At 72.8% G+C, this 23,468-nt stretch carries 20 protein-coding genes; 10 read left to right on the top strand and 10 right to left on the bottom strand.

What is annotated here, in order from left to right:
- Positions 1 to 5: 5 nt before the first annotated feature.
- The gene (locus R2E43_RS16295; RefSeq protein ID WP_093456694.1) at positions 6 to 425 is read right to left on the bottom strand and encodes a nitroreductase/quinone reductase family protein; all 420 of its coding nucleotides are present in this window, start codon (positions 423 to 425) and stop codon (positions 6 to 8) included.
- Between the two features lie 70 nt (positions 426 to 495).
- Entirely contained in the window at positions 496 to 2,019 is a 1,524-nt protein-coding gene (locus tag R2E43_RS16290) for a CehA/McbA family metallohydrolase (protein ID WP_093456695.1), read from the bottom strand.
- A 188-nt stretch (positions 2,020 to 2,207) separates the two neighbouring features.
- On the opposite strand from R2E43_RS16290, the gene R2E43_RS16285 reads away from it, so the two are divergent.
- Both R2E43_RS16285 and R2E43_RS16280 read left to right on the top strand, forming a co-directional pair.
- Positions 2,208 to 4,811, top strand: a complete 2,604-nt coding sequence (locus R2E43_RS16285) for a bifunctional FO biosynthesis protein CofGH (protein WP_030867271.1) — start codon at positions 2,208 to 2,210, stop codon at positions 4,809 to 4,811.
- 74 nt (positions 4,812 to 4,885) lie between these two features.
- Positions 4,886 to 5,449 (top strand): hypothetical protein, encoded by a 564-nt coding sequence (locus R2E43_RS16280; protein ID WP_189284288.1) that lies wholly within the window; start codon positions 4,886 to 4,888, stop codon positions 5,447 to 5,449.
- A 37-nt stretch (positions 5,450 to 5,486) separates the two neighbouring features.
- Here R2E43_RS16280 and R2E43_RS16275 read toward each other — a convergent pair whose 3' ends face one another.
- Entirely contained in the window at positions 5,487 to 5,996 is a 510-nt protein-coding gene (locus R2E43_RS16275) for a DUF2165 domain-containing protein (RefSeq protein WP_003974551.1), read from the bottom strand.
- A gap of 51 nt (positions 5,997 to 6,047) precedes the next feature.
- Between R2E43_RS16275 and R2E43_RS16270 the strand changes: the two genes are divergently transcribed.
- Positions 6,048 to 6,722 (top strand): hypothetical protein, encoded by a 675-nt coding sequence (locus R2E43_RS16270; RefSeq protein ID WP_003974550.1) that lies wholly within the window; start codon positions 6,048 to 6,050, stop codon positions 6,720 to 6,722.
- Positions 6,723 to 6,763: 41 nt separating this feature from the next.
- Here R2E43_RS16270 and R2E43_RS16265 read toward each other — a convergent pair whose 3' ends face one another.
- Complete coding sequence (locus tag R2E43_RS16265; protein WP_030867274.1) at positions 6,764 to 7,114, bottom strand: DoxX family protein; 351 nt, start codon at positions 7,112 to 7,114, stop codon at positions 6,764 to 6,766.
- An 84-nt stretch (positions 7,115 to 7,198) separates the two neighbouring features.
- On the opposite strand from R2E43_RS16265, the gene R2E43_RS16260 reads away from it, so the two are divergent.
- The 3 genes from R2E43_RS16260 to R2E43_RS16250 all read left to right on the top strand — a co-directional run bounded on the left by R2E43_RS16260 (position 7,199) and on the right by R2E43_RS16250 (position 9,790).
- Entirely contained in the window at positions 7,199 to 8,095 is an 897-nt protein-coding gene (locus R2E43_RS16260) for a LysR family transcriptional regulator (RefSeq protein ID WP_332056308.1), read from the top strand.
- Positions 8,096 to 8,200: 105 nt separating this feature from the next.
- Positions 8,201 to 9,316, top strand: a complete 1,116-nt coding sequence (locus R2E43_RS16255; protein ID WP_003974547.1) for an ADP-ribosylglycohydrolase family protein — start codon at positions 8,201 to 8,203, stop codon at positions 9,314 to 9,316.
- Positions 9,317 to 9,379: 63 nt separating this feature from the next.
- Entirely contained in the window at positions 9,380 to 9,790 is a 411-nt protein-coding gene (locus R2E43_RS16250; RefSeq protein WP_003974546.1) for a VOC family protein, read from the top strand.
- 469 nt (positions 9,791 to 10,259) lie between these two features.
- On the opposite strand, the gene R2E43_RS16245 is transcribed toward R2E43_RS16250, so the two are convergent.
- From R2E43_RS16245 to R2E43_RS16235, 3 genes are all read right to left on the bottom strand, one after another.
- A complete protein-coding gene (locus R2E43_RS16245; RefSeq protein ID WP_011029652.1) occupies positions 10,260 to 11,843 on the bottom strand; it encodes a sodium:solute symporter family protein in 1,584 nt (527 codons plus the stop codon).
- A 235-nt stretch (positions 11,844 to 12,078) separates the two neighbouring features.
- Positions 12,079 to 13,956: an MFS transporter gene (locus tag R2E43_RS16240; protein ID WP_003974543.1), complete on the bottom strand. Its 1,878-nt coding sequence runs from the start codon at positions 13,954 to 13,956 to the stop codon at positions 12,079 to 12,081.
- Between the two features lie 208 nt (positions 13,957 to 14,164).
- Positions 14,165 to 16,792, bottom strand: coding sequence for a D-alanyl-D-alanine carboxypeptidase (locus tag R2E43_RS16235; RefSeq protein ID WP_319129401.1), 2,628 nt, complete (start codon positions 16,790 to 16,792; stop codon positions 14,165 to 14,167).
- A 189-nt stretch (positions 16,793 to 16,981) separates the two neighbouring features.
- On the opposite strand from R2E43_RS16235, the gene R2E43_RS16230 reads away from it, so the two are divergent.
- From R2E43_RS16230 to R2E43_RS16220, 3 genes are all read left to right on the top strand, one after another.
- Positions 16,982 to 17,740, top strand: a complete 759-nt coding sequence (locus R2E43_RS16230; RefSeq protein ID WP_003974541.1) for a GOLPH3/VPS74 family protein — start codon at positions 16,982 to 16,984, stop codon at positions 17,738 to 17,740.
- A 324-nt stretch (positions 17,741 to 18,064) separates the two neighbouring features.
- The gene (locus R2E43_RS16225) at positions 18,065 to 18,922 is read left to right on the top strand and encodes a helix-turn-helix domain-containing protein (RefSeq protein WP_003974540.1); all 858 of its coding nucleotides are present in this window, start codon (positions 18,065 to 18,067) and stop codon (positions 18,920 to 18,922) included.
- 173 nt (positions 18,923 to 19,095) lie between these two features.
- Complete coding sequence (locus R2E43_RS16220; RefSeq protein ID WP_003974539.1) at positions 19,096 to 19,287, top strand: DUF397 domain-containing protein; 192 nt, start codon at positions 19,096 to 19,098, stop codon at positions 19,285 to 19,287.
- A gap of 93 nt (positions 19,288 to 19,380) precedes the next feature.
- Here R2E43_RS16220 and R2E43_RS16215 read toward each other — a convergent pair whose 3' ends face one another.
- The 3 genes from R2E43_RS16215 to R2E43_RS16205 all read right to left on the bottom strand — a co-directional run bounded on the left by R2E43_RS16215 (position 19,381) and on the right by R2E43_RS16205 (position 22,051).
- Positions 19,381 to 20,277 (bottom strand): MerR family transcriptional regulator, encoded by an 897-nt coding sequence (locus R2E43_RS16215; RefSeq protein ID WP_016326923.1) that lies wholly within the window; start codon positions 20,275 to 20,277, stop codon positions 19,381 to 19,383.
- A 72-nt stretch (positions 20,278 to 20,349) separates the two neighbouring features.
- Positions 20,350 to 20,871 carry a glutathione peroxidase gene (locus R2E43_RS16210; RefSeq protein ID WP_030867293.1) on the bottom strand — a complete coding sequence of 174 codons (522 nt, stop codon included), beginning with the start codon at positions 20,869 to 20,871 and terminating at the stop codon, positions 20,350 to 20,352.
- Between the two features lie 196 nt (positions 20,872 to 21,067).
- Positions 21,068 to 22,051 (bottom strand): ArsR/SmtB family transcription factor, encoded by a 984-nt coding sequence (locus tag R2E43_RS16205; protein ID WP_003974536.1) that lies wholly within the window; start codon positions 22,049 to 22,051, stop codon positions 21,068 to 21,070.
- Between the two features lie 125 nt (positions 22,052 to 22,176).
- Between R2E43_RS16205 and R2E43_RS16200 the strand changes: the two genes are divergently transcribed.
- Positions 22,177 to 23,394, top strand: a complete 1,218-nt coding sequence (locus R2E43_RS16200) for an MFS transporter (protein ID WP_332056307.1) — start codon at positions 22,177 to 22,179, stop codon at positions 23,392 to 23,394.
- The last annotated feature ends 74 nt before the right edge of the window (positions 23,395 to 23,468 follow it).

Raw genomic sequence — 23,468 nt, 5'->3', positions numbered from 1 at the left:
CTCCATCAGCTTCTTCGGCTTTGCCCCTCCAACTCCACCCGTACCGTCAGCAGCCCCGTCCCGACGCCCATCGCCCGCACCGCCACGCTGTTGAGGCGGGGGAGGCGGCGCAGGCGGGCGAGCGGGTCGTCGTCGGGAAGGAGGTGGGCCGTCCCCGGGTGCCAGCGGCCCCGGATGCGCACCCGCACCCGCGGGTCGGCCCGGATGTTGCGGATGTACTGCGAGCGCTCGCCGAACTCCGAGACCAGCCAGAAGGAATCGCCCTCCCGGCGGCCGCCCACCGGTGTGCGGCGGGGGAGACCGGAGACGCGGCCGGTGGTCTCCAGCAGGGTCTGGCCGGGCAGCCGGCGCACCACGGCGTTCAGCCGGCGCTGGAAGGCCGTGACGGTCCGGTACTTCCGCTCGGGGTTCGGCGGTTTCGGCATCGTGGGTCCGCGCTCCGTCTCGCTCGGGGGCTCCGCGGTCGGTCCCGGGGAGCCCGGTGGCCCCTGGAGACTAACTTCCCAGGAACACGGGGTTGGTGAACGCCGCCAGCGCGCCCGGCAGCGGGCCCGCCGCCGCCTCGTGCCGCACCTCCGCCCGTACGTAGGCCGCGTACGAGGCGGTCGTGCGCCACTGCACCGTGCCCGCGCCGGACACCGGCAGCGGATCGCTCGTGAACAGCACGCCCTGGTCCGTGACGAGGCGCACCGTGCAGCGCGGGGCGCCCGTCACCTCCAGGCGGACGGTGACCGGGGTGTCGGCGTCCACGCGCAGCCGCTCGCCGATCCCGGCGTGCTCGCCCCGGCCGCCGGACGCGGTGAGGGACAGGGACACCCTCGACGACTCGGCCACGTACGACCGTCCCGCCCGGATGCCCTCCTGGATCGCCTCGCGGGTCAGGTCGTCGGCGAGGACGACGGTCTGCGGGCGGCCGATCACGTCGGGGGAGCGGTGGGAGTCGCTGCTGCCCATCGCCGGGATCCAGTCCCGCCGCCCGTCGCGCACCGAGGCGACCAGCATGCCGTCCCAGTCGGCCAGCGCCACCTCGTCGTCGGGCGTGTAGGCGCCGTTCCACACCTCGACCGCGTCCGCCTCCCCGAACCCGAACTTCCAGTTGCAGCCGATGCAGGTGGCGTGCGGGTGGGCCGGCACGACCAGGCCCCCGGCGCGGCGGATCTGCCGGGCGAACCGGCCGAAGCGGTTGTCGCGGGCCCGGTAGCGCCAGTCGACGAAGGTGCCGGGATCGGTACCCAGCGCGACGACGTGGCCGTTGCGGGTCGTCACCTCCTCGCCGAGCAGGATCAGCAGGTCGTCCCCGGCGAGCCCGGCCCAGTGCGCGTGCGCCGAGTGCGTGTTGTGCTCCGAGGAGTTGATGAAGTCCAGGCCCGCCGCCCGCGCCAGCCGGGCGATCTCGGCGAGGGTGTAGCGGCCGTCGGAGTACTCGGAGTGCAGGTGGCAGTCGCCCCGGTACCAGGCCCGGCCCCGCCCCCTGGCCCGCTCGGGCGGGTAGACCGGACGAGGGGTCTCGCCCTGCTCGCCGTAGGTCAGCGTGATCGTGATCTCGTACGACAGGCCCTGCGGGGCCACCGTGTACGGGCCGAGCGCGATGTGCCAGGTGCCCGCCCGCACCGGCCCCGGGACATAGCCGGGGGTGGCGTCGTCCGCGCGGACGAAGAACTCGGTGCGCGCCCCGCCCGACCAGCCGCGGAAGCCCCGGCCGCCCAGGTCGGTGCCGCGCTCGTCGAAGAGGCCGATGTCGAGCGCGTTGCCCTGGGTGCCGGCCGGGACGGTGGGACGGTCGTAGGTGTAGGCGACGTGGATCTCGCGCACGCCCCGGGGGACTTCGACCGGGACGTACACGAAGTCGGGGGAGCCGGGCGGCAGGGTGCCGCGCACGGTCCTGGTCCGCGGGCCCGTACCGCCCGCCGCTGAAGCGAAGCTCACGGTCGACAACGTAAGCGCGGCGGCGGCTCCCGTCACGAACACCGCGCGTCTGCCGATCCCGGCGTGGTCGTTCTCGTGGTCGTCCTCGCACATGCTGCTGCTCCCCAGGTGTCGTCGATGACATGGCATGGGTGGTGCAGGGGTTGGTGCGTGCAACCCTCGTATTGAGCCGTGAACCGCGGGGCAAGGGAAGGGGGGAGACGGATGGAGGACCGGAAACCGTGCGGTGGGTCACCGGGACGGGACAGCCGTGCTGATCACGCCGCTCGTATGCTCGAAGGATGACGACTTCCGCGACCTCCGGAACCGGACCCGCCGACCCCGCAGGGCCCACCGAGAACTCCATGCGTCGCGCCCTCAAACGCGCCCGGGACGGCGTCGCCCTCGACGCGTCCGAGGCCGCCGTGCTGCTCCAGGCGCGCGGCGCGCACCTCGACGCCCTCACCGCGTCCGCCGCCCGGGTCCGGGACGCGGGTCTGGAGGCGGCCGGGCGGCCCGGCGTCATCACGTACTCCAGGAGCGTCTTCGTCCCGCTGACCCGGCTGTGCCGGGACAAGTGCCACTACTGCACCTTCGTCACCGTCCCCGGCAAGCTGCGCCGGGCGGGCCACGGGATGTTCATGTCCCCGGACGAGGTGCTCGACATCGCGCGCAAGGGCGCCGCCCTCGGCTGCAAGGAAGCCCTCATCACCCTCGGCGACAAGCCCGAAAACCGCTGGCCGGAGGCCAGGGAGTGGCTGGACGCGCACGGCTACGACGACACGATCGCCTACGTCCGCGCCGTCTCGATCCGCATCCTGGAGGAGACGGGCCTCCTCCCGCACCTCAACCCCGGCGTCATGACCTGGACGGACTTCCAGCGGCTCAAGCCCGTCGCGCCCTCCATGGGCATGATGCTGGAGACCACCGCGACCCGCCTGTGGTCCGAGCCCGGCGGCCCGCACCACGGCTCACCCGACAAGGAGCCCGCCGTACGCCTGCGCGTCCTGGAGGACGCCGGGCGCTCGTCGGTCCCCTTCACCTCCGGCATCCTCATCGGCATCGGCGAGACGTACGAGGAGCGGGCCGAGTCGCTCTTCGCGCTGCGCCGCGTCTCCCGCTCCTACCACGGCATCCAGGAACTGATCATCCAGAACTTCCGCGCCAAGCCCGACACGGCGATGCGCGGCATGCCGGACGCCGAACTGGACGAACTGGTCGCCACGGTCGCCGTCGCCCGGCACATCATGGGCCCCTCCGCCTGCCTCCAGGCCCCGCCCAACCTGGTGGACGCGGAGTACGAGCGGCTGATCGGCGCGGGCATCGACGACTGGGGCGGCGTCTCCCCGCTCACCATCGACCACGTGAACCCCGAGCGCCCCTGGCCGCAGATCGACGAACTCGCCGCGACGTCCCGGGCAGCCGGCTTCGAGCTGCGCGAACGGCTCTGCGTGTACCCGGAGTTCGTGCGGCGCGGCGAGCCCTGGCTGGACCCGCGGCTGCGCCCGCACGTGGCGGCGCTCGCCGACCCGGAGACCGGCCTGGCCCGCGAGGACGCGGTGGTCGAGGGGCACGCCTGGCAGGAGCCGGACGAGGCGTTCACCGCCACCGGCCGCACCGACCTGCACGCCACCATCGACACCGAGGGCCGTACGTCGGACCGCCGCGACGACTTCGACGAGGTGTACGGCGACTGGGGCGCCCTGCGCGAGGCCGCCGCGCCCGGCATGGCCCCCGAGCGCATCGACACCGACGTGCGGGCCGCGCTGGCGACGGCGGCCGACGACCCCACGAAGCTGACGGACGACGAGGCGCTCGCCCTGCTGCACGCCGAAGGACCGGCGCTGGACGCCCTGTGCGGCATCGCCGACGACGTGCGCAGGTCGGTGGTCGGCGACGACGTGACGTACATCGTCACCCGCAACATCAACTTCACCAACGTCTGCTACACCGGCTGCCGTTTCTGCGCCTTCGCCCAGCGCCGCACGGACGCCGACGCGTACACGCTCTCCCTGGACCAGGTCGCCGACCGCGCCCAGCAGGCGTGGGAGGTGGGCGCGGTGGAGGTCTGCATGCAGGGCGGCATCCACCCCGACCTGCCCGGCACGGCGTACTTCGACATCGCGCGGGCGGTCAAGGAACGCGTCCCCGGCATGCACGTGCACGCCTTCTCGCCGATGGAGGTCGTCAACGGCGCCACCCGCACGGGGCTGTCGATCCGCGAGTGGCTGACCGCGGCGAAGGAGGCGGGGCTCGACTCGGTCCCGGGCACGGCGGCGGAGATCCTCGACGACGAGGTCCGCTGGATCCTCACCAAGGGCAAGCTGCCGGCGGCCACCTGGATCGAGGTGATCGAGACCGCCCACGAACTGGGCATCCGCTCCTCGTCCACGATGATGTACGGCCACGTCGACCAGCCCCGCCACTGGCTGGGCCACCTGCGCACGCTCGCCGGGATCCAGCGGCGCACGGGCGGCTTCACGGAGTTCGTGACGCTCCCCTTCATCCACACCAACGCGCCGGTCTACCTCGCGGGCATCGCGCGGCCGGGTCCCACCCTCCGGGACAACCGCGCGGTGACCGCGATGGCCCGCCTCCTCCTGCACCCGCACATCCCCAACATCCAGACGAGCTGGGTGAAACTGGGCACGGAGGGTGCGGCGGAGATGCTGCGCTCCGGCGCCAACGACCTGGGCGGCACCCTCATGGAGGAGACGATCTCCCGCATGGCGGGCTCGTCCTACGGCTCGTACAAGTCGGTCAAGGACCTGATCGCGGTCGCGGACGCGGCGGGCCGCCCGGCGAAGCCGCGCACCACCCTCTACGGCCCGGTCCCCGAGGAGCGGCAGCGGGCGGCGCGGGACTCGGACGGGCACCTGCCGGAGCTGCTGCCGGTCCTGGACTGAGGGGTGCGGGCGCGCAGTACGATGATCGGGCCCCCGGTGTGTCGGGGTTCTCGTAGCTGAGGAGATGCGTGCCCGTGCCTGCCCGACTTCCCTCATGGGCGTGGGTCTCCGGTCTGACCGTGGGCGCGATCGCGGCGGTGACCGTGCTGGCCGTGCAGGCGGACCAGGGGCCCCAGCCCACCGCCGCGGCGACGAAGCCGAAACCGTCGGCGTCCGCGGACGCGCACCCCACGCCGAAGGAGACCGCGCCGGCCCCGGTGCCGGAGGGCTCCGGCACCGGTCGGCGCGTCGTCTACTCGGTCGGCGAGGACCGGGTGTGGCTGGTCGACGCCAGCGACGCCACCCGGCGCTCCTTCAAGGTGTGGCCGGGCACGGTCGACCCCGACCCCGGCAAGTACAGCGTCGGCACCCGCCGCCAGGACCCGACGACGGGCTCCGACGGGGTCAGGATCGAGCAGATCATGTACTTCACCCAGGAGGACGGCGTCTGGGTCGCCTTCTCCAACGCCGTGGACGGCTCCTCCCCGCCGCCGCCCGCCGACGGCGCCAAGACCGGCGGCATACGGCTGCCCAAGGCGGACGGCGACGCGCTCTGGGACTTCGGCACGTCCGGCACGACGGTCACCGTGGTCGCGTAGGTCACCGTGGTCTCGTGGGTCACTGTCGTCTCGTGGGTCACTGTGATCTCGTGGCCTCCGCCTCGCCGGACGGCAGGTGCGCCACGATCAGTACGACGCCGCTGAACAGCAGCACCCGCGTCGCCGCGTCCAGCCCGTTCCAGTCCTCCGACTGCCACATCGCGAACCACTCCCCGCCGATCGCGAGGAAACCGGCGCCGAAGAGCAGCATCAGCATGAGCGTGCCGTAGGTGGTGAAGCGCCGCGCGGGAGCGTGCTGCCGGCGTATCCAGAGCCAGGTCGCCCAGATCAGCACGAGCGCGGCCGCGGTCTCCCACACGATGATCGCCACGTAGGCGGTGTCCTGAAGGCCCTTGCTCGTGATCGCCCGCCACATCAGGTCGTCGTCCTTGAACGTCGTGTCCATGGCGAGGACGTGATGCACGTACTGCTGGTTGTTGTCGAAGTCGGTGATGTTCCCGAGGGCCACCAGGGCGATGTAGAGGGCGAGGACCGCGGTGAGCACGGTGGAGGCGAGTAAAAGGGTGCTGCGGGGGATGTTGGTCATGGCAGCACTATTCCGAAACCGGTGGCACGGCGAGTGGGTAGGGTCCGGAACGTGATCTCCCCGAAGCGTTCCGCCGACGAACTGCCGGGCGACCCGCGCCGGCTGAACCTGGAGTACCGGACATGGCACTTCGTCGGCTCGGCGGGGGACGAGAACGGCTTCGACGAATGGCACGTGTCCGTCCGGTCGGGCCGGTCTGCGGAGATCGGCTCGATGAAACTCTTCCGGCTGCGGATGGACGAGCGGTTCAGCCCCTTCCCGTTCTCCGACGCGCAGGCCTACGACACCGGCCTGTCCAACCTGGTCCTCGGCGTCTACGACCTCGGCCGGGGCGGCTACCGGCAGGAGTTCCGGGACGCGATGACGTCCTGCGACGGTGACCTGCTCGTCCTCTTCGACATACGGCTGGACCCCGCCTGGCGGGGCTTCGGCCTCGGGCCGGTCCTCGCGGCCGAGGCCGTCTGGACCCTGGCCGACGGCTGCTGCGCGGTCCTCGCGGCCACCCACCCCACGGAGTTCCCGGACGCTCCCATGGGCGAGGCCGCGTACCGGCGGGCCGCTGAGAAGATCGCGGCCCTGTGGAAAGACGTGGGTTTCCGGTGGCGGGCCCGCCCGCTCGGCCACCTCCTGGACCCTCGGTCGGGCGAGGCGCGGGACCTGCGGAACGAGCGGCGGGGGGACCTCGACGCGCTCGCCGACGCCTGGCGCGCCGCCCGGGGCCGCTGACCGCCGCGCGCCCGCTCACGCCGTGCTCACGCCCCGCCCGCTCACGCGGCCACCCCCAGGACCAGCGCCGCGGTGTTGAGCGCCAGGTAGCCGAGGGGGAAGGCGATGTTGTGGAAGACCCGGGCGCGGACGTGCGCGGCGAGCGCGCCGGCGAAGAAGAGGACGAGACCGGCCGCCGCCGCGGTCCCGAGCGGCCCGGCGCCCAGCAGGCCGGCCAGGAGCCCGGCGGCACCGGCCGCCTTGAGACCGGCCAGCCACGGGAGCCACGACGCGGGGACCCCCACCTCGGCCGAGTTGGCGAGGACGAACCGGGCACGCAGCAGGTCCGCGACGGCGATCCCGGCATGCGCGACGATCGCGGCGACACCGACGACCACATAAGCGGTGAACACGGGCTCCCCTTCCAGCAGCAACCTGCGTCCAGCCTCATCCCCGCCCGCCGCGACGTCCAATACCTGCGTCTATAACCTGGTGGAATGGACGTCGACACCCGATTGCTGCGGTACTTCGCGGCTGTGGCGGAGGAAGGCAGCCTGACCAGGGCGGCTCAGCGGCTGTACGTCTCCCAGCCCGCGCTGACCAAGCAGATCCGCCGGCTGGAGTCCGCACTCGGCACGGCCCTCTTCACGCGCTCCCGCGACGGCATGGCCCTCACCGAGCCGGGCCGGGCGCTCGCGGCCCGGGTCCCCGGCCTCCTGGCCGGGTGGGAGACGGCGCTGCGCGAGACGAGGGCCGCGGGGAGCCGGGCCGACCGCGTCCTGCGGGTCGGCTTCCTGGCCAGCGCGGCCAACGAGGCGACGCAGCCGATCATCGCCGAGTTCGCCCGGCGCCGTCCGGGCTGGCGGGCCGAGATGCGACAGGCCTCGTGGTCGAACCCGTCCGCCGGGCTCGCCGGCTCGGACGTCGACGTCGCCCTGGTACGGCTGCCGTTCCCCGGCCAGGAGGCGCTGCGGGTGGTGGAGCTGTTCAGCGAGCCCCGCTGCGTCGTGCTGCCCGAGGCGCACCCGCTGGCCGGGCGCGAGACGATCGACTTCCGTGAACTGCTGGACGAGCCCTTCGTGGCCGCCCCGCCCGAGACGGGTCCCTGGCGCGCGTACTGGCTGGCCGCCGACGAGCGCGACGGCCACCCGGTCCGCGTCGGCGCCGTCACCGCGCAGCCGGACGACTGGCTCACCGCGATCGCCAACGGCTACGGCGTGGCCCTCGCGCCCGAGTCGGCGTCCCGCTTCTACACCCGTCCCGGCGTCGTCCACCGCCCCGTCACCGGGGTCGGTCCCAGCCGGGTCGGTGTCGCCTGGGACCCCGCGGACGACGCCGACCCCGTCGTCCGGGACTTCGTCCGCTGCTGCCGCCTGGTGTGCGCCCGCACGTGAACGTTTCCACACCGTTCCGGCCCTGACCGACCACTTCTGTTCGCATACAGTGCTGGACGTCGTACGTACGGACAGTGGTGTGGGCAGTGCCGAGGGGAGGTCCGGGTGGGCGGGACAGCCGGTGCCGTCTGGGGGCGTGCCGAGCAGCAGGACTTCCGCAGCCGGGTGCGCGGGACGCTGCTCGGCGTGGCCGTCGGGGACGCCCTCGGCTCGCCCGTCGACCCTCTCGCCCTCGACGCGATCCGGGAGGCCCACGGCCCCGAAGGGCTGGCCGACCTGGCCGCCGCCCACGGCCGGCGCGGTGCCGTCACCCACCTCACCCAGCTCACCCTGTTCTCGGTCGACGGGCTGATCCGCGCCCAGGTGCGACGCGACACCGGCGCCTGGCATCCGCCGACCGACCTGCACCGGGCCTACCGGCGCTGGGTCGCCACCCAGCGCGACTGGGGGCCCGACCTGCGGCGCAAGGACGACGGCTGGCTGGCCCACGAGGAGTGGCTGTACGTCCGCCGGGGCGCCCCGCGCGCGCTGCTGCTCGGTCTCGGCGACGAGACGATGGGCACCCCCGAGGCGCCCAAGAACCCCGGCGAGCGCGGCCCCGAGGCCGCCGCCCGCTCGGCGCCGTTCGGACTCCTGGTCGGCTGGGAGCCGCAGCTGGTCGCCCAGCTCGCCGTGGAGTGCGCGGCGCAGACCCACGGCCACCCCACCGGCTACCTGGCGGCGGGCGCGTACGCCGTGATCGTGCACGGGCTGGCGCGCGGCGAGAGCCTGGACGCCGCCGTGCAGCGGGCCCTGGCACTGCTCGTCGCCCGGCCGGGGCACGAGCCCGTGACGGACGCCCTGCAGCACGCGCTGGGCGCCGTACGGCAAGGGCTGCCGAGCCCGGCCCGGGTGACCGGGCTGATCGGCGCGGGCACGGCGGAGGGCCTGGTCGCCGCCGCCGTGTACTGCGCCCTCGTCGGCGAGGACGTACGGCACGGGCTGCGGCTCGCCGTGAACCACGACGGCGCCTCGGCGGCGGCCGGTGCCCTGACCGGCGGCCTGCTCGGCGCGCTGCACGGCGAGACGGCGCTGCCCCCGGCCTGGCTGGCCGAGCTGGAGGGCCGCCCCACCGTCCTGGAACTGGCCGACGACTTCGCCATGGAGATGACCCAGGGCCCCGCGCTGCACGGCCCGGCGGGCTCGTCCCCCGGCTGGCTGACGCGGTACCCACGGGCGTAGCCCCGGCGGAACAGTCACGTTTCGAGAAGCGGTGGTCCGTGCGCCCCGGCTAGCGTGGCAGCCATGGACATCAGCATTCACACCACCGTCCTTCCGCACGACGACCCGGACGCGTCCCTGGCCTTCTACCGGGACGTCCTCGGCTTCGAGGTCCGCAAGGACGTCGGGAACGGCAAGATGCGCTGGATCACGGTCGGACCGGCCGACCAGCCGGACGTCTCGCTGCTCCTGTCGCCGCCCGCCGTGGACCCCGGCATCACCGACGGCGAGCGCCGCACCATCGCCGAGATGATGGCCAAGGGCACCTACGGATGGATCCTCCTGGCCACCGAGGACCTCGACGGCACCTTCGAGAAGGTGCGCGCCGGGAACACCGAGATCGTCCAGGAGCCGACCGAGCAGCCGTACGGCATCCGGGACTGCGCCTTCCGGGACCCGGCCGGCAACCAGATCCGCATCCAGGAACTGCGCTGAACCGCCCGGCCGGTGACCACGATCGCGGTCACCGGCCGGGCGGCCTTCCCCAGGCGGGCCCCGGGGCCTGTCCGGCGGATCATGCCGCAGACGCGGGGTCTGGCACGCCCATCTGCGGCGTTGTCGTCGGTTGCCGACTCCCCCACGCTCGACTGCGCTCGCGCGGGGTACCCCCATCGCGTCGACGCCCTCCTCCGCCTTGCAGCTGCACGCACCAGACCCCGCTCGGGTCGGCCACCAGGCACCGTCGGCCGCGGCCGGCCTGATCCAAACGACACTCCCCTAGGGCCTGTCCGGCGGATCATGCCGCAGACGCGGGGTCTGGCACGCTCATCTGCGGCGTTGTCGTCGGTTGCCGACGCTCCGCGTCGACGCCCTCCTCCGCCTTGCAGCTGCACGCACCAGACCCCGCTCACCAGCGACAATGAGGTGCCGCGTCTTTCCTGCGACCTGATCCGCCGGACAGGCCCTAGTCGCCCACCCGGCTGCGGCCCACCGCGTCGTCCACCCCGCCCGCGGGCGTCGGGATCGCGGCCGCCGCGCCGGCGGCGTCGCCGTCCCCGTCCGTGTTGACGCGCTCGATGATCGCCAGCCGTTCCGGGGTGTCCTCCGGCTTCAGGTAGCCGATCGCGATGTACAGGACCAGCGAGACCGCCAGCGGGACGGAGACCTGGTACTCCAGGGGCACCCCGCCGTCCACGCTCCAGTTGATCGGGTAGTTGACCAGCCAGAACGCCACCAGGCCCAGGCCCCAGCTGGTGAGCGCCGCCGTCGGGCCCGAGCGGCGGAAGGGCCGCAGCAGACCGAGCATCATCGGGATCGCGATCGGGCCCATCAGCCCGGCGACCCACTTGATCACGACGGTGATGATGTCCTTGAACGTCGGCGAGTCGACCTGCGTCGCCACCGCCATCGAGAGACCGAGGAAGATCACCGTCGTCAGCCGGGCCGCCAGCAGCCCGGACCGCTGTCCCCAGCCGCGCGCCCGCTTCGACAGCACCGGCGCCACGTCACGGGTGAACACGGCCGCGATGGCGTTCGCGTCCGAGGAGCACATGGCCATGGTGTGCGAGAAGAAGCCGACGATGACCAGGCCGAGCAGCCCGTGCGGCAGCAGTTGCTCGGTCATCAGGGCGTAGGAGTCGGAACCGTCCGCCTTCTGCGACTCCACCAGCAGCGGTGACATCCACATCGGGAAGAACAGCACCAACGGCCAGACCAGCCACAGCACCGCCGACAGCCGGGCCCCCCGCGTGGCCTCGCGGGCGTTGGCCGTGGCCATGTAGCGCTGGGCCTGGTTGAGCATGCCGCCGTTGTACTCGAAGAGCTTGATGAAGAGGAAGGCCAGCAGGAACACCGTCCCGTACGGCCCGACCAGCGGTTTCCCGTGGCCCTGGAGGGCGGGCTCGTCCCAGACGCCGAAGAAGCCGCCGTGGTCGCCGAGCTTCATGACGACGGCCACGAACATCGCGACCCCGGCCAGCAGCTGGATGATGAACTGCCCCAGCTCCGTCAGCGCGTCCGCCCACAGACCGCCGATCGTGCAGTAGATGCCCGTGATGACGCCGGTGATCAGGATGCCCTGGTTGAGCGTGATGCCGGTGAAGACCGACAGGAGCGTGGCGATGGCCGCCCACTTCGCGGCCACGTCCACGATCTTCAGCAGCATGCCGGACCAGGCCAGCGCCTGCTGGGTGGGCAGGTTGTACCGGTTCTTCAGGTACTCCAGCGGCGAGGCCACGTGCAGCCGGGAGCGCAGCCGGTTGATGCGCGGCGCGAACAGCTTGGAGCCGATGGCGACGCCGAGTGCGATCGGGAACGACCACGTCACGAAGGACGTGACGCCGTAGGTGTAGGCGATGCCGGCGTAGCCGGTGAACATCACCGCGCTGTAGCCCGACATGTGGTGCGAGATGCCGGACAGCCACCACGGCATCTTGCCGCCGGCCGTGAAGAAGTCGCTGACGTCGTCGACGCGTTTGTGCGACCAGACACCGATCGCCACCATGACGGCGAAGTAGCCGATGAGCACGGACCAGTCGAGACCGTTCATGTGCCCCCTTCCGGGGTCCGCCTTGTGAACTCCGCTCAGCTGGTTGGCACTTCGCACGAGCGGGGTAGGGGCGTGGCAGGCCGCGAAGTGCCCGCTCATCGTGGGTGCGACGACGCGGGCACGACAAGGAAGCGGAAGGTCAAGAGGGAGTAAAAAGGTTCGGCTTACTGACCTGCGTTCACCTACATGAACGTCAGCGAGGGTGTCCGGTGGCCGGGGCCGGCCGTCCGGTCCGCTACTTCAGCTCGTCCGGGCACGGTGTGCCCCGCTTCAGGCCGTACGGCGCCGACAGCCGGTAGGTGCCCGCCTCGGGCGCGACGAGCGTCGTCCACACGTCGCCGTCGGCGGTCTCCTCGGTCTCCGTCAGACAGCCGTTGACGTTGTCGTACGTCTTCGGCGTGCCCTCCGGGGCGTCCTTGGATGCCTCCGTCTCCCGGGGCGGCTCGAGCTTGTTGCCCTCCTCGTCGACGAGGCTCAGCCACGGCGAGTACGGCATCCGGATCAGGATGCGGCCGGGCTCCTTCACGTCGATGGTCCACTCGTCCTGCTCGGCCTGCCGGACGACGGCGTCGGGTTCGGCCAGCGGCGTCGGGTCGAGCACCTGGAACAGCTGCCAGTTGGCGTCGCCCCAGATCTGCTTCAGGTACGGCAGGCCCCGTTGCAGCAGCTCCCGCTCGCGCTTGCCGCCGTCGCCGTCCGGCTCGCCCTTGGGCAGCACCACGTAGTGCACCGCCCAGCGCTTCAGCCACTCGTGGTAGTTCGCCGAGTTGAGCGTGTCGTCGTAGAAGAGCGGGTTGCGCTCCATGTCGGCCTGCCGGGTCCAGCCGCGGGCCAGGTTCACGTACGGCGCGAGCGCCGACGCCTCCCGGTGGGAGCGGGCCGGCACGGCCTCCACCCGCCCCCGCCCCGCGCCGACCTCCTGGAGCTCGTTGACGAGCGGCGCCAGCTCGCGCGCCCAGGAGGCGGCGGGCTGGGTGTGGACGGCGTCGTCGGCCGACTTGAAGCCGATCCAGCCCACGAAGCCGACGATCGCGACCACCAGCGCGTACCACTTGCGCGACTTCACCACCGTGAACGGCAGTGCCGCGACCAGCGCCACCCCGGCGAAGAGCATCGGCAGGCGCGTGATGTTGGAGCCGATCTGCGAGCTGATCAGCCAGACCAGCAGCACGGACAGGCCGTAGACCGCCGTAGTGATCCGCACCGTCTTCCAGGTGCTCGGCACGAGCCAGTAGATCAGGCCCGAGTACACGATCGGCAGCACCGTCGAGCCGAACCCCATCGGCTGCGTGCCGGAGAAGGGGAACAGCACCGCCGACAGCGCGACGACCACACTCGGGGCCACGCCCAGCGCCCAGGCCCCCGGGCGGCGCTTCTGCAGGAACAGGGCGACCGCCACCAGGCCCACGAACAGCCCCGAGACCGGCGAGGCCATCGTGGACAGCGCGGCCAGCGGCGCCGCGCACAGCCCCTTGGCCCAGCGCTCGTGCCGCCACCGGTGGGGCCAGCAGAACACCGCGGCCACCGCGCCCAGACCGAACATCATGCCGAGCCCGAACGTCACCCGCCCCGACACCGCGTTGCCCAGCAGCGCGAAGAGCCCCGCCAGCGACGCCCACAGCGGATTGCGGACCACCCGGCTGCGGATCAGGACCATCGTCAGCAGCCCGGCCGACACCGTGCCCGCGATCATCATCGTGGTGCGCACGCCGAGCACCGACATCAGGTACGGCGAGATCACGCTGTACGACACCGGGTGCATGCCGCCGTACCAGGCGAGGTTGTACGCCGAGGCCGGGTGCCGGCCGACGAACTCGGCCCACGCGTCCTGCGCCGCGAGGTCGCCGCCGCTGTTCGCGAACGTGAAGAACCACGCTATGTGGAGCACCCCGGCCAGGGCGGTCACGGACAGCACGGGATGGCGCAGCATGCGCTCGCGCAGGGCCAGGAAGGCGGCGTTCACCGCCGAGGGCGCTTCCCGCTCGGCGGGCGGCCGCCGCCCGGCAGGCAGGGACTCACCGTCGTCCCTGCGGGGCGCGGGTACGCGTGGTCGCGGGTCGGCTCCCGAACCCGGATCGGCGTCGTCGGCGCGTGTCGGCTCCGCAGTGGCCACCTGAAGGCACTCCCCGTGTCCCGTCTTCTTCTTTGGGCCGTGTCCCGTTCCCGCGACCGGCGACTGCCCCGTTTGGCGACGCTAGCACGCGCCGCCGCACCGCTGCCTCCTCCCTTTCGGCACCTCCGGGGACGCGGACGCCCCCGCGGCCGGGTGACCGCGGGGGCGGGGAGCGCGGGGCGTGGCCGCGGCCCGGACGGGCCGGCCGTCAGCCCAGCCGGGTCAGCTTGTCCGTGAACCCCGGTTCGACGAGGTCGCTGCCCAGGGCCACCGGCACCTTCACCGCGCCGCTGGTGCCGCCGTCGCCGACCGTGAGGGTGCCCACCTTGGTCCCGGCCTTCGCCGTGTGCGGCACCTCGTCCGCCGTGAACGTCAGCTTCACGGTCAGCCCGCCCCAGCCGACTGCCTTCACGTCCTGCGAGGCGACGACCGGCGTCCGGCCGCCGAGGCCGTCGTCGACGTACCCGACGACGCTGCCCTTCTTGATGATCGTCGACGACTTCAGGGTGTCCTGCGCCGCCCGGATCAACTCGTCGCTCGCGTCCAGCGCGGCGTCGAGGATGCCCCCGCCGACGTCCGGCTGGCGCACCACGGCCCCGACGATGGTCCGGGTCTCGCCGCCGACCTCCTTCTTCGCCGCGAAGACGAGGTTGCCGAGCGCGGAGGTGGTGGTGCCGGTCTTGATGCCGACGACGCCGTTGTGACCGACCAGCTGGTTCCAGTTGCCGTGGTTCTCGCCCTTGTAGTCGTTGTACGACATCATCGCGGCGACCTCGCGGAAGGCGGGCTCCTTCATCGCGGCCTTGGCCAGCTTCACCTGGTCCACGGCCGTGCTCACCGTCGTGTTGTTCAGCCCCGACGGGTCGGTGTACGTGGTGTTGGTCATGCCGAGGTCCTTGGCGGCGCCGTTCATCTTCTCCACGAACGCCTTCTCCGACCCCGCGTCCCAGCGGGCGAGCAGACGCGCCACGTTGTTCGCGGACGCGATCAGGATGGCCTGCAGGGCCTCGCGCTGGGAGATCGAGTCGCCCGCGAAGACGTCGACCGTCGACTCCTGGCCGGCCTGCGACTGGTCCTCCGCCGCCTGGTCGATCTTGATCTTCGGGCCCTCGGCGCCGCTCTTGAGCGGGTGGTCGCGCAGGACGAGATACGCGGTCATGACCTTGGCCACGCTCGCGATCGGCACGGGCTTCTGGTCGCCGGACGAACCGAACGAGCCGATGCCCTGCACGTCGAGCGCGGCCTGACCGCTCTCCGGCCACGGGATCTGCGGTTTGCCGCCGTCGAACGAGAAGCTGTCCTGCGCCGTGAGGTCGAGGGTCGGCGCGGGCAGCGGGCGCATGGACTGCACGACGCCGAAGACGATCACCAGCAGGATGACCAGCGGCGTCCAGATCTTGACCCGGCGCACCGTCGTCCGCAGCGGGGTCTCCGGCGGCGGCGGCGTGTTCGTCAGCTCCGCCAGCAGGTCCAGCGGCGGCTTGGGCGGCAGCGGCTGCTGGGTGGTCCGGTCGGGCCCGACGTGTGACCTGGCGGCGGTCACCCCCGTACGGGGCGCCTGCGGTCCCTTGGGCTCCGTGGCGGGGGCCTTGGGCGCCTCGGCGGCCGGCGCGGACTGCGCGGTCCCCGGGGGCCGGCGGTTGGCCGGGTCGTCCGGATTCCGTAGCGCCACGAACTTGCTGGTCCGCTCGGCGTCACCCTCGGACCGCGCGGGGCCGTCGCTCTTCTGCCCGGACTTCTGCCCGGCCTTCTTCGCCGCGGAGGCGGCGTCCCCCAGCTTCAGCATGGTCGTCGGCTGATCGACGGCGGGCCTGCCCGGTCGCGGCGCCTTGAACACGGCGGTGGGCTGATCGACCGGCGGGGGGCCGTCGTCGCCGTCGGCGTCGCCGTCGCGGCTGGATGCCGCCTGCGCGTCGGGGGCCGGTTCGGAGTCCGCGTCCGGTTCCTGGTCCGGCTTCGCGTCCGGGGCCGGGGTGGCGTCCGCGTCGGAGCCCGAGTCGGGGGCGGCGCCGCCGGTGTCGTCGTCGGCGTCGCCGTCGCGGCTGGATGCCGCCTGCGCGTCGGGGGCTGGTTCGGAGTCCGCGTCCGGCTCTTGGTCCGGCTTCGTGTCCGGGGCCGGGGCCGGGGTCGCGTCCGTGCCGGAGCCCGAGTCGGGGGCGGCGCCGGCTTCGGCGTCCGTGCCCGGGTCGGCTGCGGTGGTCGATCCCTGGGCCCCGTCCGATGCGGAGCCCGCGTCGTCGTCGGTGTCCCCGTCGGCCTGCTCGGCCCTCTCGGTGTCCTGCGGGGCGGCGGCCTCACGGCTCGGCGCGTCCCCGGCGCCCTCGGGCGCCTCGGTCTCGTCGTCCTCGTCGCCGTTCCGCGAAGACTCCTCCGCGTCCGGCGCGTCCCCGAGCCGCGCGTTGGCGGCGGCACGCTCGTCCGCGGTGGCCACCCAGGCCGCGACGGCGTCCCTGAGCCGGCCGTCGCTCCCCGCGGTAGGCGCCGCGTCGCCGCCCTCGGAGCCGTCGGGGCTTTCGGACCTCTCCGGCGCGACGGGGGCGTCCGACGACGCGTCGGCCCCGGCGGCGTCGTCCTCGCCGGAGGCCTCCGCCTCCGGCCCCGTCTCGCGGACCGACAGCACCCGGGTCGCCGTGTCGATGCCACCGGACCCGGACCCGGCGGACCCCGCGGAGCGCTTCGCGTCCTCCCGGGCCACCGCCAGCCGCGGATCACGCCGCTCGCTCGCCTCGGTCCTGGCTTCGGGAACCGGACCCGCGCTCCCCGACGTCGGTTCTTCCGACGACTCGCGCTGCTTCGAACTGTCGGGGGACTCGCCCGCCACCGATGCCTCCTCCATGCGCCGCACGTCCTGTGCGCGCTGCCGAACCCGTACCGAAACCATTTACCAGTGTCCTGTGTACGGGTGGAACCCACGCGGAAGACGAGAACGACATACCTACTGGTTCCACTACGAAGCGGTCACGCACCCTCGACAGACCAATGTGAGAGGGGTCACCCTGTCTGTCATCCACGCGGGGAGGCATGGATGGGCAGGAGCCGCAGAACACTTCCGGAGGAGCTTCTGCTGCTGGCGTTGGACCCGACCACGGGTACCACCGCACAGCCGCAGTCGCTCGACCTCGGTCTGGCCGGAGCACAGCTGGTGGAGCTGGCGCTGGCCGGACGGATAGCCCCAGACGGGGATCGTATCGCCGTGGTGGCCCCACGGCCGACAGGAGATCCAACACTGGACTGCGCGTTGGAGTTGCTGCGAAGGCGTGGCGCTCCCGTACGGGCGGTCAACTGGATAGGCGGGCCCCGCCTGGGGCTGCGCCAGACCTATCTCTCGCATCTGGAGCGATGCGGCATGGTGCATGCCGTGGAGGGCCAGATGTGCGGGGTGTTGCCGACGACTCGCTACCAGGCGACGGACACGGCGATCAGCAGGGAGATCAAGGCCCGGCTGGACTCGGCGATCCGCACCGGCGTCCCGCCGGACCCGCGGACCGCGGCGCTCGCCGCGCTGGCCCACGCGGTCGGACTCGGCAAGCACCTCTACCCGGGCAACGAAGGACGCTCGTCGCGGTCCCGGCTGCGGGACCTCATCAGGCACGACCCCATGGGCGGTCTGGTGGCGCACGCGGTGATGGACGTCCAGAACGGCGCTGCGGCACAGCCACGCCGCAGCCCGGCCCCGGCCGGCCGCCAGGCCCCGGGACCGGGGGCCAGGCCCGCCCCGGAACCCGCCCGCGGCGTTCCGGCGCAACCGCGCCACGGATCCATGGCGCGGGCGGCGGTCCACTAGCCCGACGGGCGCACCGGACCGCACCGCACCGCAGCACCCGCACGACCGCACCACAGCACCGCCGCACCGCCAGTCCCCAAGCCCGGTCACGGGAGCCGCAGGTCCGCGCGGGGCGGCGGAACCGACCGCGGGTCCGGCCCACCCGGACCGCGGAAAGGTTCCGCCGCCCCGCGCGGCCGCATGCGGGGGTGGCGCCCCGAACTGGCGTGTACGCGGCGCATATCGACCGTTTCCCAGCGGTAGAAAGCACCTTGGTGGCAGTCTGCTCAGCAGCAGATACACAAAGTGGCAAGTATGAGTCACGCAGCCGGAGGTGCACGTCCCGTGGCGTCGAGTGTCAATCCCACCGTAAGGCGGCGTCGGCTGGGCCAGGAGCTGCGCCGGCTCCGTGAGCTCAAGGGCATGACGGCCGAGGAGGTCGCCGAGCGGCTGCTGGTCTCCCAGTCGAAGATCAGCCGCCTGGAGAACGGCCGGCGCAGCATCAGCCAGCGGGACGTCCGCGACCTGTGCGGGGTGTACGAGGTCGAGGACCAGCGGATCGTCGACTCGCTGATGCAGATGGCGAAGGACTCGCGCCAGCAGGGCTGGTGGCACGCCTTCGGGGACATCCCGTACAGCGTCTACATCGGCCTGGAGACCGACGCGGAGTCGCTGCGGACCTACGAACCCCAGATCATCACCGGCCTGTTGCAGACCCGGCCCTACGCCGAGGCCCTCATCCAGGGCGCGCTGCCCGAGACCTCCGTCGCCGACGTGGAGAAACGGGTGCAGGTCCGCATACGGCGGCAGGAGCGGATCTCCGCCGACCACAACCCGCTGCGGCTGTGGGTGGTCCTCGACGAGGCCTGCCTGCGACGGACGGTGGGCAGCAGGCAGGTGATGCGGGAGCAGCTGGAGCACGTCGCCGAGATGTCGCAGCGGCCGCACATCACCGTGCAGGTGCTGCCCTTCGACGTCGGGGCGCACCCCGGCATCAACGGCCAGTACTCCATCCTGGAGTTCGCCGACACGGCCGACTCCAGCGTGGTGTACATCGAGGGCGTGACCAGCGACCTGTACCTGGAGAAGGCGCCGGACGTGCAGAAGTACACGGTGATGTACGAGCATCTGCGGGCCCAGGCCCTGAACGTGGAGCAGTCCCGGCAGCGCATCGAGGACGTGGCGAAGGAGTACGCACGCTGAGCGGTGCGGCATGTTACCCCCTGCCGCGATGTACTGGAAGACTCGCCTGGAATATGCCATCCAGACGAGTGAATGGCTGCTCCGTACGGGAAGGCCAGCGAGTAGCGTCGATCACGCCAAAGATCAAACGTCATTGGCGTAAACCACACTCGCGACTCGCCATCGGAGCAGACATGGCAATTCTTCAGGGCGCCCAGGAATCGTGGACCAAGTCCTCCTACTCCGGAGGAAACGGCGCGTGCGTCGAAGTCAGGTCACCGCTCGTGGCGGCACTCGCCGTCCGCGACTCCAAGGTGACCGGCGGACCGGTCCTCGCGTTCCCCGCCGACGCGTGGACCGCCTTCGTGACCTCGGTCAAGGAGTAACGCCGCCACGCGCCACCCGCCGGTACCACCGACGGAGCCCTCTCGACCAGTTCGCCGACCTTGCCGAGAGGGCGCCCGCCGGCCCGGTTCCGCTCAGTTCACCGGGAACGCCACGTCGCACACCGGGTCCCCGGGACCCGCGGCCTCCCAGTCGGCGAAGTACACCTCGCGGCACGGCCCCGCCACCGTCAGGCCGTGCGCGGCGATCCACTCCTCCACCGCCCCGAAGGCGGCCAGGATCTGCGGATACGCCACCTGGGCCTTGGTGATCCGGGTGTAGGCCAGCCGCCCGGCCGGCTCCACCCGCACCCGCGTCTGCCAGGCCCGCCCCCGCTCCTCGCTCCACGCCCGCGCCGCCGCCCCGTCGGCGACCGGCACGCAGGACTCGGCCGGGCCGTCGCTCTCCATCGACACGTCCGAGTGGTAGACGACGTACGGCGCCGCCGTCACACCCCCGCAGCCCCGGGCGGCCTCCTCCAGGCGGCCCAGCGAGGCGCCGATCCAGGCCGGCAGCTCACTCGCCAGCGTGTGCCGGGTCTCGCTGATCACCACCTGCTCGGGCACGTCCACCGTCTCGACCACGAACTCTCCGTACACCTCGGAATCCCTTCCCGACAGTCGTCCACGGAGATACGCGACGAGCGTGCGCTGACCGGCCACCCGGGCCTCCACGTCCGCCCAGTAGCCGTCGAGCAGACCGGCCGCCCGGTCGCCGTCCGCGCGGACCACCTCGGCGATCCGCGCGAGCGGCATGTCCAGCCGGCGCAGCAGGGCCACGAGCCGGGCGCGTTCGGCCTGCCCGGCCCGGTAGTAGCGGTAGCCGGTCGCCTCGTCCACGTGGGCGGGCGCCAGCAGGCCCAGCCGGTCGTACAGCCGCAGGGCCTTGGCCGACAGCCGGGCCCGCGCGGCGAACGCGCCGATGGTCAGCAACGCGTCGTGCGCGCCGTCGTCCACGCAGTCGTCCACGTAGTCGTCCACGCCGTTGTCCACGTCGTCGTCCTCCGTCGCCGGGCGGCTGTTCCGCCCGGCGAGGAGAGGCTCGGCCTTGCCCCAGGGGCAAGGTCAACCGGCGAGGCGTTCCTCGACGGCCGCCACGACCTCGGCCGCCTCCGGCTCGGTCTGCGGCGAGAAGCGGGCGGCGACCTTGCCGTCCCGCCCGATCAGGAACTTCTCGAAGTTCCAGCGGATGTCCCCGCTGTGGCCCTCGGCGTCCGCGAAGCCGGTCAGCCGGTCGTACAGCGGATGCCGGCCCTCGCCGTTGACCTCGGCCTTCTCGGTCATCGGGAAGGTGACCCCGTAGGTCGCCGAGCAGAACTCGGCGATCTCGTCGGCGCTGCCCGGCTCCTGGCCCATGAACTGGTTGCAGGGCACGCCCAGCACGGTGAACCCCTGCTCCGCGTACCGCTCGTGCAGTCGCTCCAGGCCGGCGTACTGCGGGGTGAGCCCGCACTTGGAGGCCACGTTGACCACCAGCACGACCCGGCCGGCGTACTGCGAGAGGTCCGCGGCCCCGCCCTGGAGGGCGCCGATCTCGACGTCGAGGGGAAGGTTGTCGTCGTTCCGCGTGTTCGGTGCGCTCGTCATGCACAGGATGCTAGGGGGTGCCGTTTGGATCTTGCCGGGGTCGCGGGGTCTGGCACCCACATCTGCGGCGTTGTCGTCGGTTGCCGGGGCTCCGCCCTGTCGCCCTCCTCCGCCTTGCAGCTGCACGCACCAGCCCTCACTCGGGTCGGCCACAAGGCACCGTCGGCCGCGGCCGGCCCGATCCGAACGACACCCCCTAGCCCGGCCCCGTACCGCTCCCGGCGCCCGCCTCGACGAGGACCTCCCCGGCCGGTGTCCGTGAGTACAGCACCGAGCGGCCCGCGCGGCGGCGCTCCACCAGCCCCGCCTCCAACAGCACCCGCAGGTGCCGTCCGACCGACCCGAGGCCCTGCCCGGTCACGCCGACCAGCTGGCTGGTGCTCATGGGGGTGCCGAGCAGTGTCAGCACGCCCGCGCGGGCCGGGCCCAGCAGCGCGCCGAGGGCGGCGGGCACGTGCCGGGCGCCGTCGTCCGCGAGGGCGCCCGCGCACGGGTAGACCATCGCGTACCGTTCCGGTTCCTCCCAGGCCACCCAGCCGTGCCGCTGCGGGGTGATCGGCACGAGGAGCAGCTCGGCCCCGGACAGCTCGCGCGGCGGGTACGGGTTCAGGTTGATCTGGAGCCGGTTGTCGCCCAGCCAGCGGGTGCCGGGCCGCAGGGCGTCCAGCACCGTCGCCCAGCCGCCCCGGCTCACCTGCGCGGTCCGCGCGACGACGTCCGCCTCCAGCACCCGGCGGCGCCGGTCCCAGTCCGGCCGTACCGCCTCGGCCCAGACCTCCTCGAGGAGCGCGGCGGCCCGCTCCGGGAGGTCGTCGCGGTCCAGGGCCGCCGGGAGCGTCCCGCCCAGGGAGACGGCCAGGTCGGCGCGTGCCACCTCGGGGCGAGCCGCCCGGATCCGCGCGACGCCGTCCGCGAAGCTCTGGCCCTCGACCGGGGTGGGCGTGAGGAAGTCGGCGTTCCACTCCCGGCCCAGGCCCGAGGACACCAGCAGCGCGGTCACCGGGTCGGCCGCCATGCGGCGCAGATGGGCGGGCCGGTGGGTGTCGAGCCAGGCCCGCTCACCGGGGTGCCCGGCGACCCCCGCGTGCAGCATCTTCAGACAGGCGAGGGTCTCGTCGAGCGGGGACACGACGAAACGGCCGCGCGCGAGGGTGTCGGCGTTGATCTCCCACCAGCCCATACGCCCGTCGCCCTCCGCGCCCCGCGTGACCTTTCGCGTCCCTCGTGACCTTCGCGCCCCTCGTGACCTTTCGCGTCCACGCGAAACAATAACGGCCGGTCTCCCGCCCACCCCACACTCCCCGCATGCCGGACACACCCCGCAGGACGTACGCGGACCTCTTCCGCACCCCCGAGTTCAGCCCCCTCTTCCTCTCCTCCTCCGCCAACATCGCCGCCCAGACGGTGAGCGGGCTCGCGCTCGGCACCCTGGTGTTCCGGGCGACGGAATCGCCGCTGCTGTCCGCGGTCAGCATGTTCGGCCCGGCGCTCGCCCAGGTGCTGGGCGCCACCTTCTTCCTCTCCGGCGCCGACCGGCTGCCGCCCCGCGCGACGCTGGCGGGCCTCTCGCTCTCCTTCGCCGCCGCCACCGCGGCCCTCGCGCTGCCCGGTCTGCCGGTGTGGGCGATGCTCGTCATCGTGCTCGTCGAGGGGCTGATCGCCTCGCTCGGCGGCGGCGTCCGCTGGGGCCTGCTGACCGAGATCCTCGCCAAGGACGGTTACCTGACCGGGCGTTCGCTCTTCAACATGATGAGCGGCCTCATGCAGATCGCCGGCTACGCGACCGGCGGCGTCCTGGTGGTCCTGCTGTCGCCGCGCCTGTGCCTGCTGCTCGCGGCCGGTCTGTACGGCACCTCGGCCGCCCTCGCCCTGCGCCTGACCCGCCGGCCGCCCCGGGTCGCCGGCCGCCCCTCCGTCCGGGCCACCTGGCGGGCCAACTCCCTGCTCTGGTCGGCCCGTCCGCGCCGCCACGTGTACCTGGCCCTGTGGGTGCCCAACGGCCTCGTCGTGGGCTGCGAGTCGCTGTTCGTCTCCTACGACCCGCGCGCCGCGGGCACCCTGTTCGCCTGTGGGGCGCTGGGCATGCTCGCCGGGGACGTGACGATCGGCCGGCTGCTGCCCGCCCGGCTGCGTCCGCGGCTCGGCATCCCGCTCCTGGTGCTGCTGGCCGCCCCGTACCTCGTCCTCTTCCTGCGTCCGCCGCTGCCGTTGACGGCCGTCCTGGTCGGCCTGGCGTCGGTGGGCTTCGGCGCGAGCCTGGTGCAGCAGGAGCGCCTGGTCACCCTGACCCCCGACGAACTCTCCGGGCACGCCCTCGGGCTGCACTCCGCCGGGATGCTCACCATGCAGGGCCTCGCCGCGGTCCTGGCGGGCACGGTGGCCCAGTTCACCTCACCGGCGACGGCCATGTCCGTGATGGCGCTCGCCTCGCTCACGGTGACGCTCACGCTGACGGCGGCGAGCCGGCGGGGCGCGCCCGACGGGGGACTGCTGCCGACCCGGGCGGCGGTACGGTCCGCGTGATGTGCGGTCGGCGTGGTGTGTGGTCGGCGTGACGTGCGGTCGGCGTGACGTGCGGGCCGGCGGGCGCGGCTCGG

Origin of the sequence: Streptomyces violaceoruber, from assembly GCF_033406955.1 — a bacterium.
Lineage (GTDB): Bacteria > Actinomycetota > Actinomycetes > Streptomycetales > Streptomycetaceae > Streptomyces > Streptomyces violaceoruber.
Note: the sequence above shows the minus strand (reverse complement) of the source record. Positions and strands in the feature narration are given on the sequence as shown.